15 protein-coding genes are annotated in these 19,831 nt (G+C 39.9%); 13 read left to right on the top strand and 2 right to left on the bottom strand.

What is annotated here, in order from left to right; all coding sequences use genetic code 11:
- Positions 1 to 4: 4 nt before the first annotated feature.
- From BM398_RS01810 to BM398_RS01800, 3 genes are read left to right on the top strand one after another with little or no spacing between them, the layout of a single operon-like run.
- On the top strand, positions 5 to 802 hold the full coding sequence (locus BM398_RS01810) for an MBL fold metallo-hydrolase (protein WP_092336163.1): 798 nt from the start codon (positions 5 to 7) through the stop codon (positions 800 to 802).
- A 15-nt stretch (positions 803 to 817) separates the two neighbouring features.
- Positions 818 to 1,090 (top strand): ACT domain-containing protein, encoded by a 273-nt coding sequence (locus BM398_RS01805; RefSeq protein WP_092336162.1) that lies wholly within the window; start codon positions 818 to 820, stop codon positions 1,088 to 1,090.
- 12 nt (positions 1,091 to 1,102) lie between these two features.
- Positions 1,103 to 2,467, top strand: a complete 1,365-nt coding sequence (locus tag BM398_RS01800) for a PFL family protein (protein ID WP_092336161.1) — start codon at positions 1,103 to 1,105, stop codon at positions 2,465 to 2,467.
- Positions 2,468 to 2,479: 12 nt separating this feature from the next.
- On the opposite strand, the gene BM398_RS01795 is transcribed toward BM398_RS01800, so the two are convergent.
- Positions 2,480 to 3,811: a sensor histidine kinase gene (locus BM398_RS01795; protein WP_092336160.1), complete on the bottom strand. Its 1,332-nt coding sequence runs from the start codon at positions 3,809 to 3,811 to the stop codon at positions 2,480 to 2,482.
- Positions 3,811 to 4,551 carry a LytR/AlgR family response regulator transcription factor gene (locus BM398_RS01790; RefSeq protein ID WP_092336159.1) on the bottom strand — a complete coding sequence of 247 codons (741 nt, stop codon included), beginning with the start codon at positions 4,549 to 4,551 and terminating at the stop codon, positions 3,811 to 3,813. The genes BM398_RS01795 and BM398_RS01790 overlap by 1 nt, the downstream gene beginning before the upstream one ends.
- Positions 4,552 to 4,755: 204 nt before the next feature.
- Here BM398_RS01790 and BM398_RS01785 point away from each other — a divergent pair, with 204 nt between their 5' ends.
- The 10 genes from BM398_RS01785 to BM398_RS01740 all read left to right on the top strand — a co-directional run bounded on the left by BM398_RS01785 (position 4,756) and on the right by BM398_RS01740 (position 19,831).
- Positions 4,756 to 7,866: a polysaccharide deacetylase family protein gene (locus BM398_RS01785; RefSeq protein WP_175531794.1), complete on the top strand. Its 3,111-nt coding sequence runs from the start codon at positions 4,756 to 4,758 to the stop codon at positions 7,864 to 7,866.
- Positions 7,867 to 7,880: 14 nt separating this feature from the next.
- Positions 7,881 to 9,770 (top strand): glycosyltransferase family 2 protein, encoded by a 1,890-nt coding sequence (locus BM398_RS01780; protein ID WP_092336157.1) that lies wholly within the window; start codon positions 7,881 to 7,883, stop codon positions 9,768 to 9,770.
- A gap of 9 nt (positions 9,771 to 9,779) precedes the next feature.
- Positions 9,780 to 11,639, top strand: a complete 1,860-nt coding sequence (locus BM398_RS01775) for a polysaccharide deacetylase family protein (RefSeq protein WP_092336156.1) — start codon at positions 9,780 to 9,782, stop codon at positions 11,637 to 11,639.
- Positions 11,640 to 11,672: 33 nt separating this feature from the next.
- Complete coding sequence (locus BM398_RS01770; protein ID WP_092336155.1) at positions 11,673 to 12,734, top strand: glycosyl hydrolase family 18 protein; 1,062 nt, start codon at positions 11,673 to 11,675, stop codon at positions 12,732 to 12,734.
- 215 nt (positions 12,735 to 12,949) lie between these two features.
- Positions 12,950 to 13,336 carry a GntR family transcriptional regulator gene (locus BM398_RS01765; RefSeq protein WP_092336154.1) on the top strand — a complete coding sequence of 129 codons (387 nt, stop codon included), beginning with the start codon at positions 12,950 to 12,952 and terminating at the stop codon, positions 13,334 to 13,336.
- Positions 13,333 to 14,238, top strand: coding sequence for an ABC transporter ATP-binding protein (locus BM398_RS01760; protein WP_092336153.1), 906 nt, complete (start codon positions 13,333 to 13,335; stop codon positions 14,236 to 14,238). Before BM398_RS01765 ends, BM398_RS01760 begins: the two co-directional genes overlap by 4 nt.
- The gene (locus BM398_RS01755) at positions 14,210 to 16,408 is read left to right on the top strand and encodes an ABC transporter permease (protein WP_092336152.1); all 2,199 of its coding nucleotides are present in this window, start codon (positions 14,210 to 14,212) and stop codon (positions 16,406 to 16,408) included. Before BM398_RS01760 ends, BM398_RS01755 begins: the two co-directional genes overlap by 29 nt.
- Positions 16,405 to 17,325, top strand: a complete 921-nt coding sequence (locus tag BM398_RS01750) for a carbohydrate ABC transporter permease (protein WP_081670519.1) — start codon at positions 16,405 to 16,407, stop codon at positions 17,323 to 17,325. The genes BM398_RS01755 and BM398_RS01750 overlap by 4 nt, the downstream gene beginning before the upstream one ends.
- An 8-nt stretch (positions 17,326 to 17,333) precedes the next feature.
- Positions 17,334 to 18,275 carry a carbohydrate ABC transporter permease gene (locus BM398_RS01745; RefSeq protein WP_092336151.1) on the top strand — a complete coding sequence of 314 codons (942 nt, stop codon included), beginning with the start codon at positions 17,334 to 17,336 and terminating at the stop codon, positions 18,273 to 18,275.
- On the top strand, positions 18,272 to 19,831 hold the full coding sequence (locus tag BM398_RS01740; protein WP_092336150.1) for an HlyD family efflux transporter periplasmic adaptor subunit: 1,560 nt from the start codon (positions 18,272 to 18,274) through the stop codon (positions 19,829 to 19,831). The genes BM398_RS01745 and BM398_RS01740 overlap by 4 nt, the downstream gene beginning before the upstream one ends.

Genomic DNA, 19,831 nt, shown 5'->3' with positions numbered 1-19,831 from the left:
TTTGATGCGTTTTACCAGTATTGCCAGTGGAAGCAGTGGTAACTGTACCTATGTCGGATCTGACAACACTCACATCCTGATCGATGCAGGAATCAGTATGAAGAGAATAGGGGAAGGGCTTAATAAGCTTGATCTGTGCTTTGACGACCTCGATGCGATTTTTGTGACACATGAACATATCGATCATATAGCTGCTCTTCATACTATACTTAAGAAACACAACATACCGGTTTACGCCACTGAAGGCACAATACAGGGAATAAGAAACAGTGATAAAAAGAATGAGATGACAGGTTCCGTATTCTGTCCGGTTCAAGCGGATAAGAGTCTGTGTGTCGGAGATATGATAATAAATCCCATGACAATTTCACACGATGCTCTTGATCCCTGCGGATACAGAATTTACTGCGGGGATAAAAAGATAGGAGTTGCGACCGATCTTGGCTGTTATACGGATTACACCGTTGAGAGCCTTTCAGGTTGTGATGCGCTCCTTATTGAAGCCAATCATGATGAGAGGATGCTTCTGGCGGGGCGTTATCCCTACATGCTCAAAAAAAGAATTTTGGGCGATAAGGGGCATCTTTCCAATGCAAAGAGTGCAGAGCTTCTTTGCAAGATCTTAAACGATAAGATAAAAGGTGTGTTCCTTGGGCACCTTTCCAAGGACAATAATCATCCGGATCTTGCCTATAAGACGGTCAGCGTCGAGATAGACATGGGAGACAATCCGTATTCAAGCGGAGATTTCCCTTTAATGGTTGCAAACAGAGCAGAGCTATCGCCTGTTATCGAATTTTAAATAAGTGGAGGAAATATGAACAAGATTATTATTACAGTTGTTGGTAAAGACACAGTGGGAATTATTGCTAAGGTATGTACCTATCTTGCAGATTCAGGGATCAACATCCTCGATATCTCTCAGACTATCGTAAGCGGATATTTCAATATGATGATGATCGCATCTATGGAAGGGACATCAAAAGATTTCAACACTGTTGCCGATGATCTTGAGAAACTTGGTAAAGATATCGGTGTTGTAATTAAATGTCAGAGAGAAGAAATTTTTGATTCCATGCATAGAATTTAAGGAGACAACCTAATGATAAACACTAAAGAAGTCATCGAGACCAATGAAATGATCGAGAAGGAAAATCTCGATGTAAGAACAATTACAATGGGTATCAGCCTTCTTGACTGTATCGATTCAGATCTCGAAACTCTCAAGAAGAATATATACAATAAGATTTATGAGTCTGCAAAAGACCTTGTTCAGACCGGAGACCAGATCTCAAGAGAGTTCGGTATTCCTATCGTAAACAAAAGAGTTTCCGTTACGCCTATCGCTCTTGTCGGCGGTGCAGCTTGTAAGACAAAAGAAGATTTTGCGGAGATAGCAAAGACTCTCGATGAAGTTGCAAAGAAGATCGGAGTAAACTTTATCGGAGGATATTCAGCACTTGTAAGTAAGGGAATGACACAGGCTGACAGACTTCTCATTGAGTCTATTCCGCTTGCTCTTTCTCAGACAGATCTTGTTTGTTCATCAATCAATGTGGGTTCAACCAAGACAGGTATCAACATGGATGCCGTTCGTCTTATGGGAACAATTATAAAAGATACTGCTGAAGCAACCAAAGAGAATGATTCACTCGGATGTGCAAAGCTCGTAGTATTCTGCAATGCGCCTGATGACAACCCGTTTATGGCGGGAGCATTCCACGGCGTTACAGAGGAAGACAGAATTATCAATGTTGGTGTCAGCGGTCCCGGTGTTGTTAAGACTGCACTTGAAAAAGTAAGAGGAGAGAATTTTGAGATTCTCTGCGAGACTATAAAGAAGACAGCATTTAAGGTTACAAGAGTTGGTCAGCTCGTTGCAAGGGAAGCATCAAAGAGACTTGGCGTTCCTTTTGGAATAATCGACCTTTCACTTGCTCCCACACCTGCTATCGGAGACAGTGTTGCCGATATTCTTCACGAGATAGGTGTTGAGCATGCAGGTGCGCCCGGAACAACGGCAGCTCTTGCACTTCTTAATGACCAGGTTAAAAAAGGCGGCGTTATGGCATCTTCTTACGTAGGCGGACTTTCGGGAGCATTTATTCCCGTAAGTGAAGATCAGGGAATGATCAACGCTGTAGAAGCAGGTGCACTTACACTTGAAAAGCTCGAAGCAATGACATGCGTATGCTCTGTTGGTCTTGATATGATCGCGATTCCAGGAGATACAAAGGATACAACCATCGCCGGAGTTATTGCGGATGAAATGGCAATCGGAATGATCAACCAGAAGACTACTGCAGTAAGACTTATTCCTGTTATCGGAAAGGGAGTGGGAGAGACTGTTGAATTTGGCGGACTTTTGGGATATGCACCTATTATGCCTGTAAACGGATTCTCTTGCGATGCTTTCGTAAACAGAGGCGGAAGAATTCCCGCCCCCGTACATAGCTTTAAGAACTAATGATTTAAAGAATTATTTGACTGCACTAAACGGAATGGTGATGTTTGAGTAAAACTCGTTTTCACTGTTTCTGAAATCTGCTGAACCACCATAGGTTTCAGCTGCAGACTTGATTGATTTTAAGCCTATACCACTGCCGGCGCGTCTGGTGGTGATATAGGTGTTATTTTTTTGCTTAACAAAGCCGTTGAAGCTGTTGGTTGTAACTATATAAAGGTTACTCATGTTTCTTTCAAGGATCTTGATATCTATCTTTCTGTCTTCCTCGGGAAGTTCCCTGCAGGCAAGAACGGCATTTTCCAAAAGATTTCCTATTATATTGCAAAGATCTATGGTTGATATCGATATTTCTTTTACCGGAAGAGTAACTTTGCAGTTAAACTGTATCTTTTCGCTTTTGCATTGCCTCATATAGTGATTGAGGAGTGCGTTGAGTGAATTGTTCTTGCAGTAATATCTGATCTCGCTTTCAGGCATATTGCTGATGTAATTGCTGAGGTACTCTCTGATAGACCTTATGTCACCACTGTTTGCGAGAGAATCGAGCAGGCAGATGGTGTGCTTGAAGTCGTGTCTTACCCTCGCGGTATTCTCGATATAGCTCTGCTGACTTAAGTACTGAGCTTCTTTCATCTGCAGGATATGATATTTCTCTTCATATTTAACTGCGTTCATTATCTCAAATACTATGTTGTAAAAAATGATAGTAAGAATAATGAAGACAAAGAACATTCCTATAAGAAGTCCCCAAAAAGTGGCGAATATGTCGTCAACATAGAGAGAACTGTATTTCCCCGGCATTATCAGCAAGCTGATGGCCACAAATATGATTGATACGGGCATTGTTATGATCCATATCTTAGGTATTGTCAGCATGTCTACAAGGTTGCTTCCGTGATCGTAAAGCGGAGACCAGAAGATGGCAACGATGAAGAAACTAATTGTAACACGGATAAATGTAGTTTCTATATTAAATGTGTCGGAATTGGATGCGGGATTGACAATTGCATCGTATCCGTAGACTCCGTTTATTATTATCGACATCAAGGCACACATCCAAAGGTAGATTGCAAGGGATTTTGCAAGATCTGCAACAAGAGTTTGCTCATAGATAAAATACAAGATAAAAACCAATAAAAGAAATGTAAAAGCTTTATCTGCATCAAGTGTAAGTGTAATAAACGAAAACAGCGCTGACAGGATTACTATTATAGCGCTCATTCCGATAAAAAGCGGTTTGATCCGGTACTTCAGATGATTCTTAAACGGCAGGTAGCACATGATAAGAGCCGGGATAAGAATGAGGTTTGAAAAAAACATATTCAAAAAATTAAAGGCGTTCATCAGATAACTTCACTTTCATTTCTAATTTTATTAAAGATATAATTCTTCCAGATCTGCTCAAGCTGTTTTTCTTTTCTGAGCGTGATGGGAGTCTGCATGTCACCGGCTATAAAACAACTTCCGTTTTTTAAGGAAGTGATATAGTCCATATTTACCAGGATTCCTCTCATGACAGGAAGAAATCTGATGTCTTCGGTCAGAATATCCGAGATTCTTGAAAAAGTCATTCTGACTTTATATGTCCTCTGATTCTTTAAGACAATCTCGTTGTAGTGGCCGATGGATCTTATAAGTGCGATATCTGAATAGGGCACGGATACTTTATCTTTTTCATAAGTAAAGAAAAGGTACGGAACATCTTCGGCCATTGTTTTTTTCTTCAGGAAATCATCCATAACCTTATAGAGTCTGCCAATCTCGGCAGGTTTTGAGATGTAATCGTAGGCATGGATACTAAATGCTTCCGGCATGAATTCATTGCTGCTTGTAAGAAAGATGATAGCAGTATCGGTATCGGTTTCTCGTATTTTTTGGGCAGTTTCGATTCCTGAAATGCCATTCATATAAATATCCATGAAGATCAAAGTGTAATTATATTTTTTATACTCGGAAAGAAAATCTTCGCCTCCCGAAAAGACTTCAATAGAAAGATCGAGTGAGTTCTCATAAGCGTAACTCATCAGAATAGTTCTCAGCTGATCCGCATCAGAATGCAGATCGTCAACAATTGCGATATTCATTTAACTATAATTCCCCGTCATAAAATTAGCGTTTTGAAAAATATTTCATAATAGATTATAATATTATAATGCATCTTATGCCAAAAAAAAACATTTTATGACATAAATATTGCTTCGAAATCGCGTTGACAATAAAATTTTATACGTCAACGGCAAACGGTTTGACTAAATTTGAGCGATAAACTTATGCAAAGAGGGGCACTTATGTTTAGAAGATTAAAAAATCTGTTTGTATTCGCTCTCGTTGCTGTCATCGGCACTACAAGTCTTGTAGGCTGCGGAGATAACACCGAATCGGTTTCTGATATCGATCTTACCAAGATTCAGAGACTTTCTTATGATGCAACAGACGAGCACGAAATTGCGTTGGAGAAATTCAATAAAGGTTGTGAACCTGCCAAGATCATTCGTGATGACAAGTCACAGCCCGAAAAGAACTTTTGTCTGATTTTTCAAGGCGCAAAGGATTCAGTTACCGTAGAAAAGGTACTGCAGATCCTTGATGAGAAAAATATCAAGGCTACATTCGCTATAACTGCGGCAACAGCTGCGGAAGACGATGCTTTGATCGACCTTATTATTGAAAAAGGACATGACATTATCGACAATGGCCTTAACGGCGATTCTTCTATAGATGTATTGTCAGACGAAGATATGGTCAGCAATTTTTCTGATTCCAGAAAAGTTTTTTCCACATTAATGGATGTTCCGCCCGATAAGATGATGCTTAACACTACATATTATAATGACACGATATGTATGGCAGCGTCTGCTTCAGGTTACAACAAACTGGTTTCACCCAGTTCCGGAAGCTACCTTAATGAGAAAAGTTTCAGAGATGCTCAGAATACTTCTGAGTATGTTTCAAGACAGGGAAGCGGTAAGATCCTCGTTATCAAGCTTGATGAGTATGTTGAATCTCTCGAGGTTGATGCGAAGGTTGAATACAAGGACCCTGCTATTGACGTGCAGCCGACTATAGTTCCTTCAGCAGAGGAAAAAGAAGATAAAAGAGATGTTGTCACCATGGTCGGATGGCTTCTTGATGCAATGCAGTCTCAGAGTGTTCAGAACGTTAAGCTTGATAAGCTTAAAGCTCTCAATGATGAAGAGTACGTAAGACAGCTGTACGAAGAGACAGGCGGATATTCTGCCGAAGTATATGAAGAAGTAGCAACAATGAAGGATGTTACAGGTCTTTGCTTCTACGGAATTCCCGAGAATGTCGAGAGCGTTGATGCTATTACAAAAGCACTTATTAAAGCCAATGCAAAAGCCACTTTCTTTGTAAGTTCAGAGGATATAGAGAAGAACCCCAAGGCTGTTGAAAAGATTGTAAATTCAGGATTTTCAATCGCAACAAGAGGCACTACGGGTGGAAATATCAGTAACAAAGAATTCTATGATATTTATGTTGATCTCAAGACTTCTGTAAGAAGCATTCAGAAGAACTACGGTCTTAAGGCAAAATACTACATGCCCGAAGATGCAAGCGAGATAACGGAGAACCTCAGAATCGCAGCAAAGGTTGCCGGACTTGATGTTGTTTCTCCTAAGAATGAAGCAATCCCTGAGAAGGGTTACATCAGCTGTTTCGATCTTACAAGAGAGTTCGATATGGCTAAGCTCAATGCTTATATTTCATCCACGGCTGGCAAGAATCAGCAAGTTGTAGATATAACAGAACTTGTCAAATCCTCTACATGTGAGCCTATCACCGATAAAGAGGCACTTGCTCATCTCAGAATGGAAAACCATGCAAGACTTGCCCAGGAGAGAAAGAATATATATACATCTGAAAGAGCTGTAACCATGACATTCTACGGAATCTCAAACAAAGCGGTTCTTAACGATGTCCTTTCAATACTTAAGCAGAACGGATACAAGGGAACATTCTTTGTAACACCTGATGAACTCAGTAGATGCGGAGAGTCAATTACCAAGATCCTTAACGGCGGAAATGAGATCGGTATTGCATATGTAAGCAATTCACAGATCGATCAGAGTTATGATGAAGTTGCCGGATATATATTTGGTGCCCAGCAGTATGCAGAGTGGAAATATGATGCCAAGATTTCTGTTGTAATGCAGCCTTACGGCGTTCCTTCCAAGGATACCAAGGAAGCTGTCGCTTCATGCGGATGCTCACTTGCAGGATATGAGTACTCAATGGTTCAGTCTAAGGACAGAAGTGCTGTAGACTTAAGTTTCTACACAACACTTGCCAAGAAGGTTGAAGCACACAGAGGAAGCATTATCTACTTTAATATGAATTACTACACCGCAGACCAGGATGCTGCAAGCGGTGACGGAACAACACTTCTTGCCGAACTTTTGAATAAGTTCATTGAGACAAAGATTTATGCACTTACATATAAGGATGTTTACGGAAAGTCACAGCCTTCAACATCATATACGGTTAAGACTTTCAGCGAACTTGCTTCTTCACAGTATGTATATGCACCTATCAAGAATTCACAGAAGATTGTTTCAAACAATAACAATATTGTTGGAGCGCTTCCGGATAATGCAACAAAGAATGCATATATGGCCGGACATTACATTGGAAATCCCGATGTTACATACATCCCCGGATTTACCGATGATGAGATGAAAGCTTATGACAAGACCGGTAAGATCTCAAAGAATAAGGTTATTTTCCTTACTTTTGATGACTGGGGATATGAGCAGGATATAAATGAACTTCTTTATGTCCTTGATAAGTACAAAGTAAAAGGAAACTTCTTTGTAAGAACAAACAATGTTGCCGACAACCCGAATCTTTTAAGAGCTATCGCGGTTGACGGACATATGATAGGATCGCATTCCAATTCACACATGGTTGCATGGAATGCTACCCAGAACGAAGACGGAACATATAATTACGAATCAATCAGTGAGGATGCTGGAAAGAGACTTAGAGCAGATGTAGTTAACAGCTACTCAACACTTAATAAATACTGCGGTGATGTAGTCGTAGACGGAAGACGAGCGCTTTCAACAATCTACAGACCACCGACTCTTGCAATGAGCCGAATCGCTATGGAAAATATTTTGGATGTAGGATTCTCATACATTGTCAGCGGAGACTTTAGCTCGGGGGACTACAATTGCAGTTCTGTTGATGAAGTTGTGAACATATTACGAAACGGCAAGAAAGCATGGTACGGAAATGCAACTATAGGAAATGGTTCATGTATCGTATTGCATATGTCGCCCAATGCACAGTATACTGCCGAGGCACTCGATATCATGATTCCGGAATGGAAAGCTCAGGGCTACAATTTTGGCAGACTTGACGATTACCTAAGATGATTGAGGGGTAAAAGATGGAATTTCTGGATAAGATAAAAAAGAAAAAAGGTTCTGTAAACAAAGAAGACGTGATGACTGTTGAAAAGAAAGACAGACGAGTTCTTTCGCATGTTCCGGATTCTTCAAATAAAAGAACAAATGCAGAACGAAGAGGAAACAGTAACGACAATAAGAATAATGATTATGAGGCTTTTCTTAAGGAGAGTAAGTCAGGCATAAGATACGTTACAGGTTTTCCGGTACATATGAGAAGCTACTCCAAAGAAGGCCCGAAAGTCAGCGGAGTCGGAAAGGTAGTTGATATATCAAATACCGGTATGCTCGTCGAAGTTGGAAGAGAGGAATTTAGCGCTCTCAGCACCAAGACGATGCTCAAAGTTGACTTCAGGGTTGTTCCGGGAAGTATGCCTGAAGGTAATGAAATGCGGGTTAAGCAGAAAGTGAAAGTTGTCCGTACTTTCATTACTTCCGACGGAAAGTTCATGATCGGAATGAACTTTGGCAAAGAGCTACACAATTATGCTGCCGCAAATAAAGATAGATTCATGTTTGTATCTTCGGTCATTCTGATCGCGTTTACTATCGCATGCGTCATCCTTATGAGAGCGGAGAGCATCATTTACTTTAAGTTTAATAAGCTCCTGTATCTGTACAGTATGGTCACTGCAGTGTACCTTTTGAGCAGATATGTATTCGGAGCTTTCTACAGACCAAAGAAAGTTGATCCTGATTTTACACCCGGTGTTTCAATCCTTATTCCATGCTTTAATGAGGAAGAATGGATTGGAAGAACCATAGAGAGCTGTGTGAATCAGGAATATCCGATAGATAAGCTTGAAGTCATCATAATAGATGACTGCTCAACCGATGGTTCTGTTGAGAAGATAAAAGAGACAATAGACAGATTAAAGAAAGAAGCAAACGGTAAGTATGATCTTGAAGGCAGAATTTCTTATTGCGTACAGGAAAAGAACGCCGGAAAGAGAGATGCTCTTGTAAGAGGAGCGGAGCTTGCAAAACATGAGCTTGTTGTCTTTGTTGATTCGGACAGCTTCCTCGATCCGTTTGCTATAAGACATCTGGTTCAGCCGTTCAAGGATCCCAAGATGGGCGGCGTTGCAGGAAGAACCGATGTTGCAAATACTTACACAAATGCACTTACCAAGATGCAGAGCGTCAGATATTACATTGCTTTTAGGGTTATGAAAGCTTCTGAAGGACTCTTTGATGCGGTTACATGTCTTTCGGGACCTCTTTCCTGCTACAGGAAGGAGATAATCCTTGCAAACAAGGAAGCGTGGATGAATCAGAGATTCCTTGGACACAAGGCTACGTTTGGTGATGACAGAGCAATGACAAACTTCATCCTCAGACATTACAGGACGACATATCAGGATACGGCGGTTTGTTCTACGATCGTTCCCAATAAACATTCTGTCTTCCTTAAACAGCAGATGAGATGGAAGAGATCGTGGCTTAGAGAATCACTTATTGCAGCATCCTTTATGTGGAAGAAGGAACCTTTTGCGGTTATCGGATTCTATATGGGACTTGTGGTTCCTGTGGTTGCTCCGCTGGTTGTTCTTTATAACCTTGTATATGTACCTTTGACACAACACATTTTCCCGACCGCATTTTTACTGGGATTGTTCCTGATGTCATTCTTGATGAGTATGTCGCAGATGCTTCTCAGAAAGAGCTCAACATGGGCGTACGGCCTTTTATTCTGCATTTATTATGAGCTTATTCTTTTGTGGCAGATGCCTATTGCATGGTTCACGTTCTGGAAATCCACTTGGGGAACCAGAATGACGCCAAGTGACCTGGAGGAAGCTGAAAAGAAGCGCCTTCGTAAGGAAAAGAAAAGCAAAAATAAGTCGTCAGATAATAATAACGTGGAATAAGGTGGAAATATGTATAAGATTGAATCATCAAAAGATATAAAGAAGTTGATACGTTCAATATTAGAGCTTGTACTTCTGCTTTCGCTTTTGGCTTTTGTATTGAATGCGCTACTTACTTCTACAACGTACAGACCGTACAATCCGTTGGATACAAATGTGGTTTCACGTATGGATCATGGATTTATCGCTGTTTCATATTCCGGTGTGGCAAGAGATGGAAGTAGTTCAAGAATCGGTGTCGACAGGCTTGATGAACATCTGAATGCGCTTCAGAAGTGCGGATATGTTACTATCACGCAGAATGATATCGATAATTATTACAACAAGGGTATTGCGCTTCCGGATAAAGCTCTTTTCCTTATGTACGAGGATGGAAGAAATGACACGGCCATCTTTTCACAGAAGTTAATGGAAAAATACAACTTTAAGGCAACTATGTTTACTTATGCCGAGAAGTTTAGAAGCAAAGATGCGTTTTTCCTTATGCCGGATGAGCTTAAGAGACTTGAAGAGAGCACCTACTGGGAGCTGGGAAGTAACGGATACAGACTTGGATACATAAATGTATTTGACAGATACGACAGATATATCGGAGAACTTTCAAGTGAAGAATATTCTTCCATGAGCAAGTACTTCGGAAGAAATTACAATCATTATCTTATGGACTACATAAGAGATGAGAACGATGTTCCGAAGGAATCCTACAACGAGATGCAAAAGAGAATCTCGGGTGAGTACGGACTCATGAAACAAGAGTACCAAAAGGGACTTGGTAAAGTGCCCGGTGCCTATGTGCTTCTTCACTCAAATACAGGAAAGTTTGGTGAAAACGACAAAGTAAGTGCTGTAAATGAGAGGGCTATCGGAAATACCTTCGCTATGAACTTTAACAGAGAAGGATATGCACTCAATAACAAGAAGAGCAGTATTTACGATCTTACACGCCTTGAGCCTCAGCCGAACTGGTATACAAACCATCTTCTTATGAGGATAAAGGCTGATCTTCCGGAGAAGGATCAGAAAAATATAGAGTTCATCAATGGGGATGGTGACTCAAAGAATGCCTGGGAGCTCGAAAAAGGAGCTGCCGAGTACAGGAAGAATGATGAAGCTATCGCACTTACATCACTTCCTCAGGAAATGGGTATCTTAAAATTAAAAGGCAGTGAAAACAGTAAAAATGTTGAAGTGTCTGCAACGCTTAAAGGAAATGTACTTGGTTGCCAGTCGGTTCTTCTTAAGGCTGACAGTAAGCTTGATACCGGAGTGGAAGTAAGACTCATGAACAATCATCTTTACCTTGTAAACGGTAAGGATATTCTTGAGGATATCGATCTCTATGATTTTGACGGCGGAGAAAAAACTTCCGTTGAAGAGGATATGAGAAATTCGCTTGCCGGTGAGTATGCTGCATTTGCCAGATATGCTACAAGCCACAAGGAAGCCGAAGAATACACAAAGCTTTCGAACGAAGCCAAAAAGGCTAAGGTCAAGACTTTGCAGGATGGCGGCGAAGAGTACAGACCTGTTTTCCAGATCGGGGATAAAGGAAACAGGAAACTTGATATAACGCTTATTGATAACATGATCACCGTTAAGCTTGATGGCAAAGTTGTTTTTGAGAATTACGAGCTTAAGAAGATCGGTGACGGAGCAATCTATTTGAAGAGTGCCTGGACTGAGTACGGTTATAGCCAGAGAAACATTGCTGATGATGTTTACGACGGAGTATTTGAGAAATTAACCGTTAAAGACCTTGATAACGGCACTGTATTGTACACAAACGTCCTTACAGGTGTACAGAATGTTCAGAGAAAAGCTGAGCAGACATTTAATTCGGTAATAAACTGGTTTATTACAAATATTTGATTGGATGAAGCCTGACAACAGATAGGGGATACTATGAAGAAGAGAGCTTATGCAGTGCTTTTGATGGCGGCAATATGTATTGGAACATTCTGTGGCTGTGGGGACACTACAGATAATGACAAAGACACCGCTTTAGGAAGTGAAGCTGAATATGCTACTGTGATCACCGGCGGAAATGGGGAAGAAGCCAAGGACGCATCTGTCTGGTATCCATATTGGGATAACGCAACTGCTGATGAGGAACTTGCCGCTATAGGCGATGACCTTGGTACGATCTGCTTCTTTGCAGCGTACTTTGACAAGAACAGCAAGATGTTTATTCCCGATAATATCACGGACAAGATAGGACAGTTCAATAAGTCAGGTTATTTAAAAGGAAAGACAACATTTCTTACAATAGTTAATGATAAGTTGCTTGATGAGGGTTCATCCCTGAAAGACACTGAGCTTTTGTATGAGATATTGGGGAGTAGCGACCTTGCGGAAAAGCATGCGGACAATGTAATAAAACTTACCAAGAAATCCGGTCTTGGTGGAGTTGAGATTGATTATGAGGCTATCAAAAAAGACACTGAGCTATGGGGACACTTTAACGAATTCATTAAGGTGTTGTCAGAAAAGGCTTCAAAAGAGGGGCTCCTGCTCAGGGTTGTATTTGAGCCTTCAGCGCCAATAGACAGCTATGAATGGCCTGAGTATCCGGAATATGTGATGATGTGTTACAACTTAAAGGGCTACGGTACAGATCCGGGGCCAAAAGCGGATGTGGCATTCATAAAGGATATGTATGAAAAGATGACCGTCCTTAAAGGTAAGATCAACTTGGCGTTTGCCACGGGAGGATTTGATTTTGCCGCGGATGGATCGGTAAAACAGGTTAATTACAGAAATGCTGTGACTCTTTGCGAAGAATATAACGGCGAAATTACAAGAGATCCTGACAGCAGTGCGTTACATTTTGATTACACCGATGATGCGGGACATAAGCACGAGGTGTGGTACGCAGATCAGGAAACTCTTAAGGTTTGGACTGATACAGCCAAAGATGCCGGATGTGAAAAGTTTTCGATATGGAGACTAGGTGGTAACTTCTGACCGTATATTTTGCAGACAGAAAATCACAAAGAAAAAGTCATAAAATCGGTATTATAAGTGGATTTATCAATGTCGATTTTATGACTTTTTTTGTAGAAAAAAAGTAGTTGCAATATTGGAAACGAGATGATATTATTTTAGTGTACTAAGTTGAATAGTACACTTATTGTTTGTTACTGAGTTATATCATAAATTAAATGACGGATGGGAGAACTATGAAAATTATAGACTACCAAGACAGCAGACCTATTTATGAGCAGATAGTCGAGAGTTTTAAATTACAGATATTTAAAGGTATACTCCAGGCTGATGAGCAAATGCCTTCTGTCAGAAGTCTTGCAATGGAACTTTCCACTAATCCCAATACGGTTCAGCGTGCATATACTGAGCTGGAGCGGCAGGGGTTTATTTATACTGTTAAAGGTAGGGGAAACTTTGTCAAGGGAGATGATACTCTTAAAATAACCAAGAAGCAGGAAGTGATAGATGAAATCATGGAACTGTTTGTTGAAGCCAACGGTATAGGAATCGCCTATGACGAAGTATTATCGGAGATAAAAGAGAGGATAGCCGAGCTTAAGAAGGAGGAAGGAAAGGCGTGATTGAGTTAATTGAACTTAACAAGGCGTTTGATGACATCAAAGCTGTCAATCATGTTTCACTGAAGATTGCTGACGGTGAAGTTTTTGGTCTTGTTGGGACAAATGGGGCAGGAAAGAGTACTACGTTAAGGATTATTGCAGGAGTTATCAAACCGGATTCCGGTGTTGTATGTGTTGATAACAGACCTGTATACGACAATCCTGACGTAAAGAAGGATGTGTTTTATATTTCGGATGATCAGTACTTTTTCCCTAACAGTACACCTGATGATATGGCAGGTTTTTATGCATCGGTGTATGAGAATTTTGATAAAGAAAAGTTTTATAAGTTTTTGACGGGCTTTGGCCTTGATAAAGACAGAAAGATAAATACCTTTTCCAAAGGTATGAAGAAGCAGGTATCAATCCTGTTGGGATTATGTGCGGGAACCAAGTACCTTCTTTGTGATGAGACATTCGACGGACTTGATCCTGTTGTCAGACAGGGAGTAAAGAGCCTTTTTGCAGCCGAGATGGAAGACAGAGGTTTAACTCCTGTAATCGCTTCACACAATTTAAGAGAACTCGAAGATATATGCGATCATGTGGGACTTCTTCATAAGGGCGGTGTTATTTTGTCTGAAGATATTTCCGACATGAAATTTAATATGCAGAAAATCCAGTGCGTATTTAAGACTGAAGAAGACGAGAAAAAAGCGCTTGAAGGACTTGATGTGCTTATACATGATAAGCGCGGAAGACTTCATACTATTACCGTCAGGGGCGAGAGGGCGGAAATAGAGACTGCATTTAAGCGTGCAGATATGATTTTCTTTGAGATATTGGCTCTTACATTGGAAGAGATCTTCATTAGTGAGACGGAGGTGGTTGGATATGACATCCGCAAATTCATCATGGGTTGATAAAATTAAAGCAAATAAAAATATAATGAGCAATAAGAGCTTGTGGTCATATGTAATGGTCGCTCCGGTTATGTTTATAGCTTTTGTTGTACCGATGGTGCTTTTGTTTATCAGATCGCATCACTTTGGAATTGAGCATGAGCAGGATGCAGCACAGATGCTGTATGAAAAGCAGGCTGTAGTTATGCATACTATCGGACTTGGCTCAATGTTTTATATTTTGATAGGTGCTCTCGGAATAATATATGCATTTACTAAGTTTTCTTATCTCTTTAGTATGAGTAAGCTTGATTTTTATTTAAGCCTTCCTACTACAAGTGCAAGAAGAATGCAGAGTGCTTATTTCGTTGCGATTACCAATTTTATAACCATATTCCTTGGCGTAGAAGTTGTTGCGATTCTTGCCGCATTGGCATTTGGGGCGTTAAACGCCGCTCTTATCATTGCTGTTCTTATTCAGACAGTCAGAATGATAATATTTTTCTACACATGCTTTACCATAACAACACTTGCCATATTGCTGTGCGGAACAAGGATTATTGCGCTTATATTGACAGGTATTATGCTGTATTTCCCGTTTATACTCGGAGAAGAATTCCATTATCTGAATCGGGTATTCTTTTCAACAGCAAGTTATATGTCAGAAAATACGGCCATTTTGTCACCTTGTAACGATGTGAAAAACCTTGCTAATAACATAATGTACAAATTTGAATACTATTCGATAGATAAGTCTTTTGATATTTCAAGCGTCATGAGTAATTATCTTCATTCAATCAGGTATGACATAGATATGATAGTTACTGCGATCATAGCAACTGCGTTGGTTGTATTTGTATATAAGTACAGAAGGGCAGAACATGTTGGAAAGACAGTTATCTTCAGACCTGTAAGATGGGCATGTAAGGTTCTTGTTTGTGTAATAACATCGCTTGGCGGAATGGTTGTTCTTCATTCGATTTTTGATGTGGCATGGAATCGTAAGCTTTATCTTTTGCTTTGCATTGCAATGCTTGCAATATGTGTTTTTACAGGTTCACTTATTGAAATTTGCCTTGATTCGGATGTAAAGAGCTTTGCTAAAGGGAAACGCCAAACTTTCATGGCGATGGCTATACTTTTACTGATTTTTTTTATATACAGAGGTGACCTTCTAGGCTATGACAGTTATGTCCCCAATGCGTCATCTGTTGAAAGTGCATCTCTTTATAACAATGATTTTGGATACTATTATCAAAGGCAATTTTATCATGGCTTTAATTCCTCAATAGAGTGGGATACTTATTCCTTTAAAAATATGAAGATCACGGATATGGATACATTTCTTCCGATTGCCCAAAAGAGTATGGAGTGTGCCAGAAAAGCTGACGGTGACTATTATAAATATGGATGGGAAGAAAAAATTCTCTATAATCTGAAAGACGGAAGAAAAGTTTATCGTGATGTTGTGATTCCTTATGATATAGATCCTGCGCTTATGGATAAGCTTACAAGCAGTGAAGAGTATATAAAGGGACATGTTCCTTGTTTTGCTGATGATTTTTTTAACGCAGAAGAAATATCTACGGGAGAAGCATCAATGAATTGTTCTTTCCCGGGAGGAGATACAGTTACAAATGATGTATCAGTTATGGAGAAATTCGTTGAAGCATATAAGCAGGATGTTTTGGAACACTATAAATTCTCTTATATAAAAGAGACCAGTGCTATCGGGGAAGTGGATTTTGAAAATGATCCGTATTCTTCTTATGTAATGCCTGTGTATAAGGATTTTACTCGCACAATTGATGTGCTTGCAAAAAATGATCTTTATAATGGCAATGAGTATCCTGTTGATAAAATACAGGAACTTATGGTTACTGATGATTTTCCGGGATATAACTTCAGTGAGATGTCTGTAGAAGAGCAAAAAGAAATCTATGATAAATGGTGTTATGACGGAAAAGATTTTGGTTTTAACGTAGAAACATATACAGACAAAGACAAGATAAAAGAAATTATGGAAAACTGTATACTTGAGGACTATATTGAGTGGGAGTATCCGTTTGATAAGGTAGATAAAAAATTCACTGTATCATTTGATGATAAATATCAAGATGTTTTTACATATCACTACAGTTTCAAGAAAGGATCAGTTCCTAAATTTGTTTATGAGGATTTTAATAAGTGAAGATAAAGTCTTTAATTACTGAAAGAACTAAACAACCTAAACAAAGAGTAAAGACTGTCGGAAAGAGAGAACTCATTTCATGGTTCTTTCTTCTCCCTTCGCTGATCGGAGTATTTGTATTTTTTGTTGCACCGTTCATGGTTATTATAGGTTATTCATTTATGAATAACCCGATACAGAAAGAGTTTGTCGGATTTAGTAACTTTGTGAATGTATGGAATAATGACGCGTTTAGGAAAGCGGGACTTAATACTCTTAATTTTTCCTTTACCGCGGTGCCGCTTGCGGTTGTACTATCGCTGATACTTGCTGCAGTGATGGAATCAAGGATTCCGTTTAAGAGTTTTTTCAGGTCGTCGTTCTTAAGTCCTCTTATGGTTCCGACGGCATCGATAGTACTTATCTGGCAGGTAATGTTCCATCAGAACGGAATTGTAAACAACGTTCTTGCAGCGCTTGGGGATACATCCAAGACAGACTGGCTTAAGTCAGATAAAGCATATGTTGTTTTGCTTACGCTTTTTTTATGGAAGAACCTTGGATATAACATGATTTTGTTCATGTCTGCGCTTGCAGGAATTCCAAAGGAACTTATAGAAGTTGCAAGAATAGAAAGTGCCGGTAAATTACAGATATTTTGGCATGTGAAGCTTAGGTTTATATCACCTACGATAATGTTTGTGACTATTATGTCGCTTATCAATTCATTTAAGGTTTTCAGGGAGATATACCTGCTGACCGGAGATTATCCTTATGACACGCTTTATATGCTGCAACATTACATGAACAATAAATTCGCATCGCTCGACTATCAGATGCTTTCTGCGGCGGCGATAATCATGTTCATAATTGTTTCGATACTCATATACTTTTTGATAAAGTTTGAGGACTCATACGGTAAAGACGTCGAAGGATAATAGCTTTTATGGAAAATGAGTTTAGCAAAATATACAGAAAAAGAATAAAACAGAAAAAAGAACTTGAAGATAGAACAAAGAAGATCATAGTAACAGTTTCGGCAATTATATTTGCATTTTTCTTCATAATGCCGACACTTCTTACGCTTACCAATTCGTTTATGGCTGCGACAGAGATAAATGCGAATTACGGTTCGATTTTTGATAATTACGGTAAAAACGAAAATGGCGCGAGGACATATATTTCAAAGACTGTAAATCTAAAGTTTATTCCGGATATGGTTACTTTTGATCAGTATTATACGGTTCTTTTAAAGAGCCCGGAGTATCTTCTGAAGTTCTGGTATTCGATGATATATACGGTTCCGATAGTTATAGTGCAGCTTGCACTTGCATCGTTTGCGGCTTACGGATTTTCACGGCATGAGAGCAGGATAAAAAATGTGATATTTTTCATGTACATCATTCTGATGCTTATGCCATATCAGGTCACACTTGTTCCGAACTACCTGGTTTCAGATTTTCTGGGAATTTTGGATACGAAGTGGGCGATATGGTTTCCCGGATTTTTCTCGCCGTTTGCAATATATCTGCTTACAAAGTTTATGAAGCGAGTTCCCAAGGAACTTACCGAGGCGGCAGAGATAGACGGAGCGGGTGAATGGGAAATCTTTTCAAGGATACAGTTTCCGCTGTGTAAGGGCGGAATCGCTTCAATAATGATATTGGTATTTTTCGACTATTGGAATATGGTTGAGCAACCTCTTATCTTGCTAAAGGATGTAGATAAACATCCACTGTCGGTATTTTTGTCAAAGATCAATCAAGGTGAGATAAGTCTTGCATTTGCAGTTGCGGTAATATATTTAATTCCGCCGTTGTTATTGTTCTTGTACGGCGAAGATTATTTGGTGGAAGGTATTTCCTACCAAGGAGGAGTCAAAGGATGAGTAATGAAAATCAGCTTATCGTTGAAGATAAGGATACAGACAAAGAAAAGGACAAAAAGAGGGATAAAAAAGATATTGTAAAGAACGTAGCAATTGTTTTTCTTTGCATTATGCTTGCGCTTACATTCTTTTCAAATACCATCATGAATTATTCGCTTGCACAGGTTGCGACAACTACTGTGGATAGCGGAGAAATAGTTAAGGAAATTCCTATATCCGGAGAAATTGTTGCGGAAGATCCGTATGAAGTTACGGTTAAGGAATCGAGAAAAATTTCAGGTGTAGCCGTAAAGGAAGGCGCACACGTAAAGAAAGACGACATCATCTTTTATCTTGACGACATAGAGTCGGAAGAGTTTCTTGCAGAAAAAGAGAAGCTTGATGATCTTGAACTTAAATATGATACAGAGCTTTTTTCAGGAAAAGTACCCGATGATGTTATTACAAACGTTCGTAAAGGAAAGAAGTCATCACAGGATAAATATCAGAGTGAATTAAAGGCTGCCACAGACAGATATGATGCGGCACTTGAGGCGGACCGTGCAGCTCAGGCTCAGATTGATGCAATTACACAGAAAGCAACTACCGATAAGGCTGACAGTGATTATAATGCGGCAACGCCCGGATATACTCTTGCACAGGCTCAGGCGGATCTTGCTGATGCGCAGGCTCGTGGCGATGAGGACAGAGCGGCTGATCTACAGAAAAAGGTAGACGAGCTTACAAAAGATCAGAGCCAGCTTAATAATTATGGAACTCAGCTTGATGCGGACAATCAGAAGAAACTTGCTGCGGCTACTGCGGAAAAAGCAAAGACTGCTGCAGAATTGGAAGCGGCTGAAAAGGAAAAGCAGAAAGTATTGGACAGCTTGGGATCTGAAATCGGTCTTACGGATTTAAAGGAAAAGATTGCGGAGTCAAAGGCAAAGCTTGCAAAGCTTGAGGCTGAGTCAACCGGAGCGACAATCAAGGCACCCGTTGACGGAATAATCTCCAGCATAAACAAAGTTGCCGGAGAAAAGACAAATGCAGAAGAACCCGTTGCGGTTATTCAGGTTGACGGAAAAGACATGACACTTGAGTGCTCAGTAAAAGTAGAGCAGGCAAAGAGAGTAAAAGTCGGAAACGTTGCCGAACTTACAAATCCATACAGCTTTGAAAAACCTGAGGAATTTAAGGCGATACTTAAGTCCATTAGAAATGACAAAAAAGATCCTGCAAATATGAAGGTTTTGACCTTTAAAATCCAGAGTTCCGAGGTTACTCCGGGACAGGAAGTATCTCTTAAGATGGGTGAAAAGCCAAAGCATTATGATTTGATTGTTCCCAATAATGCAATCAAAGGCGCAGACAACAGGAACTACGTACTTGTCCTTACAGAGAAGAGTTCCCCTCTCGGAAACAGATATATTGCTACAAAGGTTGAAGTAACTACACTTGATTCAGATTCGAAGAATACAGCTATTGAGGGTAATCTTCCCGAATATTGCAGTATTATAACAACAGCTTCAAAAGCGATAGAGCCCGGAGATCAGGTAAGACTTGCAGAGAAATAA

Source organism: Butyrivibrio sp. M55 (genome assembly GCF_900116865.1).
Lineage (GTDB): Bacteria > Bacillota > Clostridia > Lachnospirales > Lachnospiraceae > Butyrivibrio.
Note: the sequence above shows the minus strand (reverse complement) of the source record. Positions and strands in the feature narration are given on the sequence as shown.

Excerpts from the sequence above, each read along its gene's own strand:
- BM398_RS01810 (WP_092336163.1), top strand. The coding sequence starts at position 5 with ATGCGTTTTACCAGTATTGCCAGTGGAAGCAGTGGTAACTGTACCTAT.
- BM398_RS01765 (WP_092336154.1), top strand. The coding sequence starts at position 12,950 with ATGAAAATTATAGACTACCAAGACAGCAGACCTATTTATGAGCAGATA.
- BM398_RS01795 (WP_092336160.1), bottom strand. The coding sequence starts at position 3,811 with ATGAACGCCTTTAATTTTTTGAATATGTTTTTTTCAAACCTCATTCTT.
- BM398_RS01800 (WP_092336161.1), top strand. The coding sequence starts at position 1,103 with ATGATAAACACTAAAGAAGTCATCGAGACCAATGAAATGATCGAGAAG.
- BM398_RS01780 (WP_092336157.1), top strand. The coding sequence starts at position 7,881 with ATGGAATTTCTGGATAAGATAAAAAAGAAAAAAGGTTCTGTAAACAAA.
- BM398_RS01770 (WP_092336155.1), top strand. The coding sequence starts at position 11,673 with ATGAAGAAGAGAGCTTATGCAGTGCTTTTGATGGCGGCAATATGTATT.
- BM398_RS01775 (WP_092336156.1), top strand. The coding sequence starts at position 9,780 with ATGTATAAGATTGAATCATCAAAAGATATAAAGAAGTTGATACGTTCA.
- BM398_RS01785 (WP_175531794.1), top strand. The coding sequence starts at position 4,756 with ATGTTTAGAAGATTAAAAAATCTGTTTGTATTCGCTCTCGTTGCTGTC.
- BM398_RS01755 (WP_092336152.1), top strand. The coding sequence starts at position 14,210 with ATGACATCCGCAAATTCATCATGGGTTGATAAAATTAAAGCAAATAAA.
- BM398_RS01745 (WP_092336151.1), top strand. The coding sequence starts at position 17,334 with ATGGAAAATGAGTTTAGCAAAATATACAGAAAAAGAATAAAACAGAAA.
- BM398_RS01740 (WP_092336150.1), top strand. The coding sequence starts at position 18,272 with ATGAGTAATGAAAATCAGCTTATCGTTGAAGATAAGGATACAGACAAA.
- BM398_RS01790 (WP_092336159.1), bottom strand. The coding sequence starts at position 4,551 with ATGAATATCGCAATTGTTGACGATCTGCATTCTGATGCGGATCAGCTG.
- BM398_RS01805 (WP_092336162.1), top strand. The coding sequence starts at position 818 with ATGAACAAGATTATTATTACAGTTGTTGGTAAAGACACAGTGGGAATT.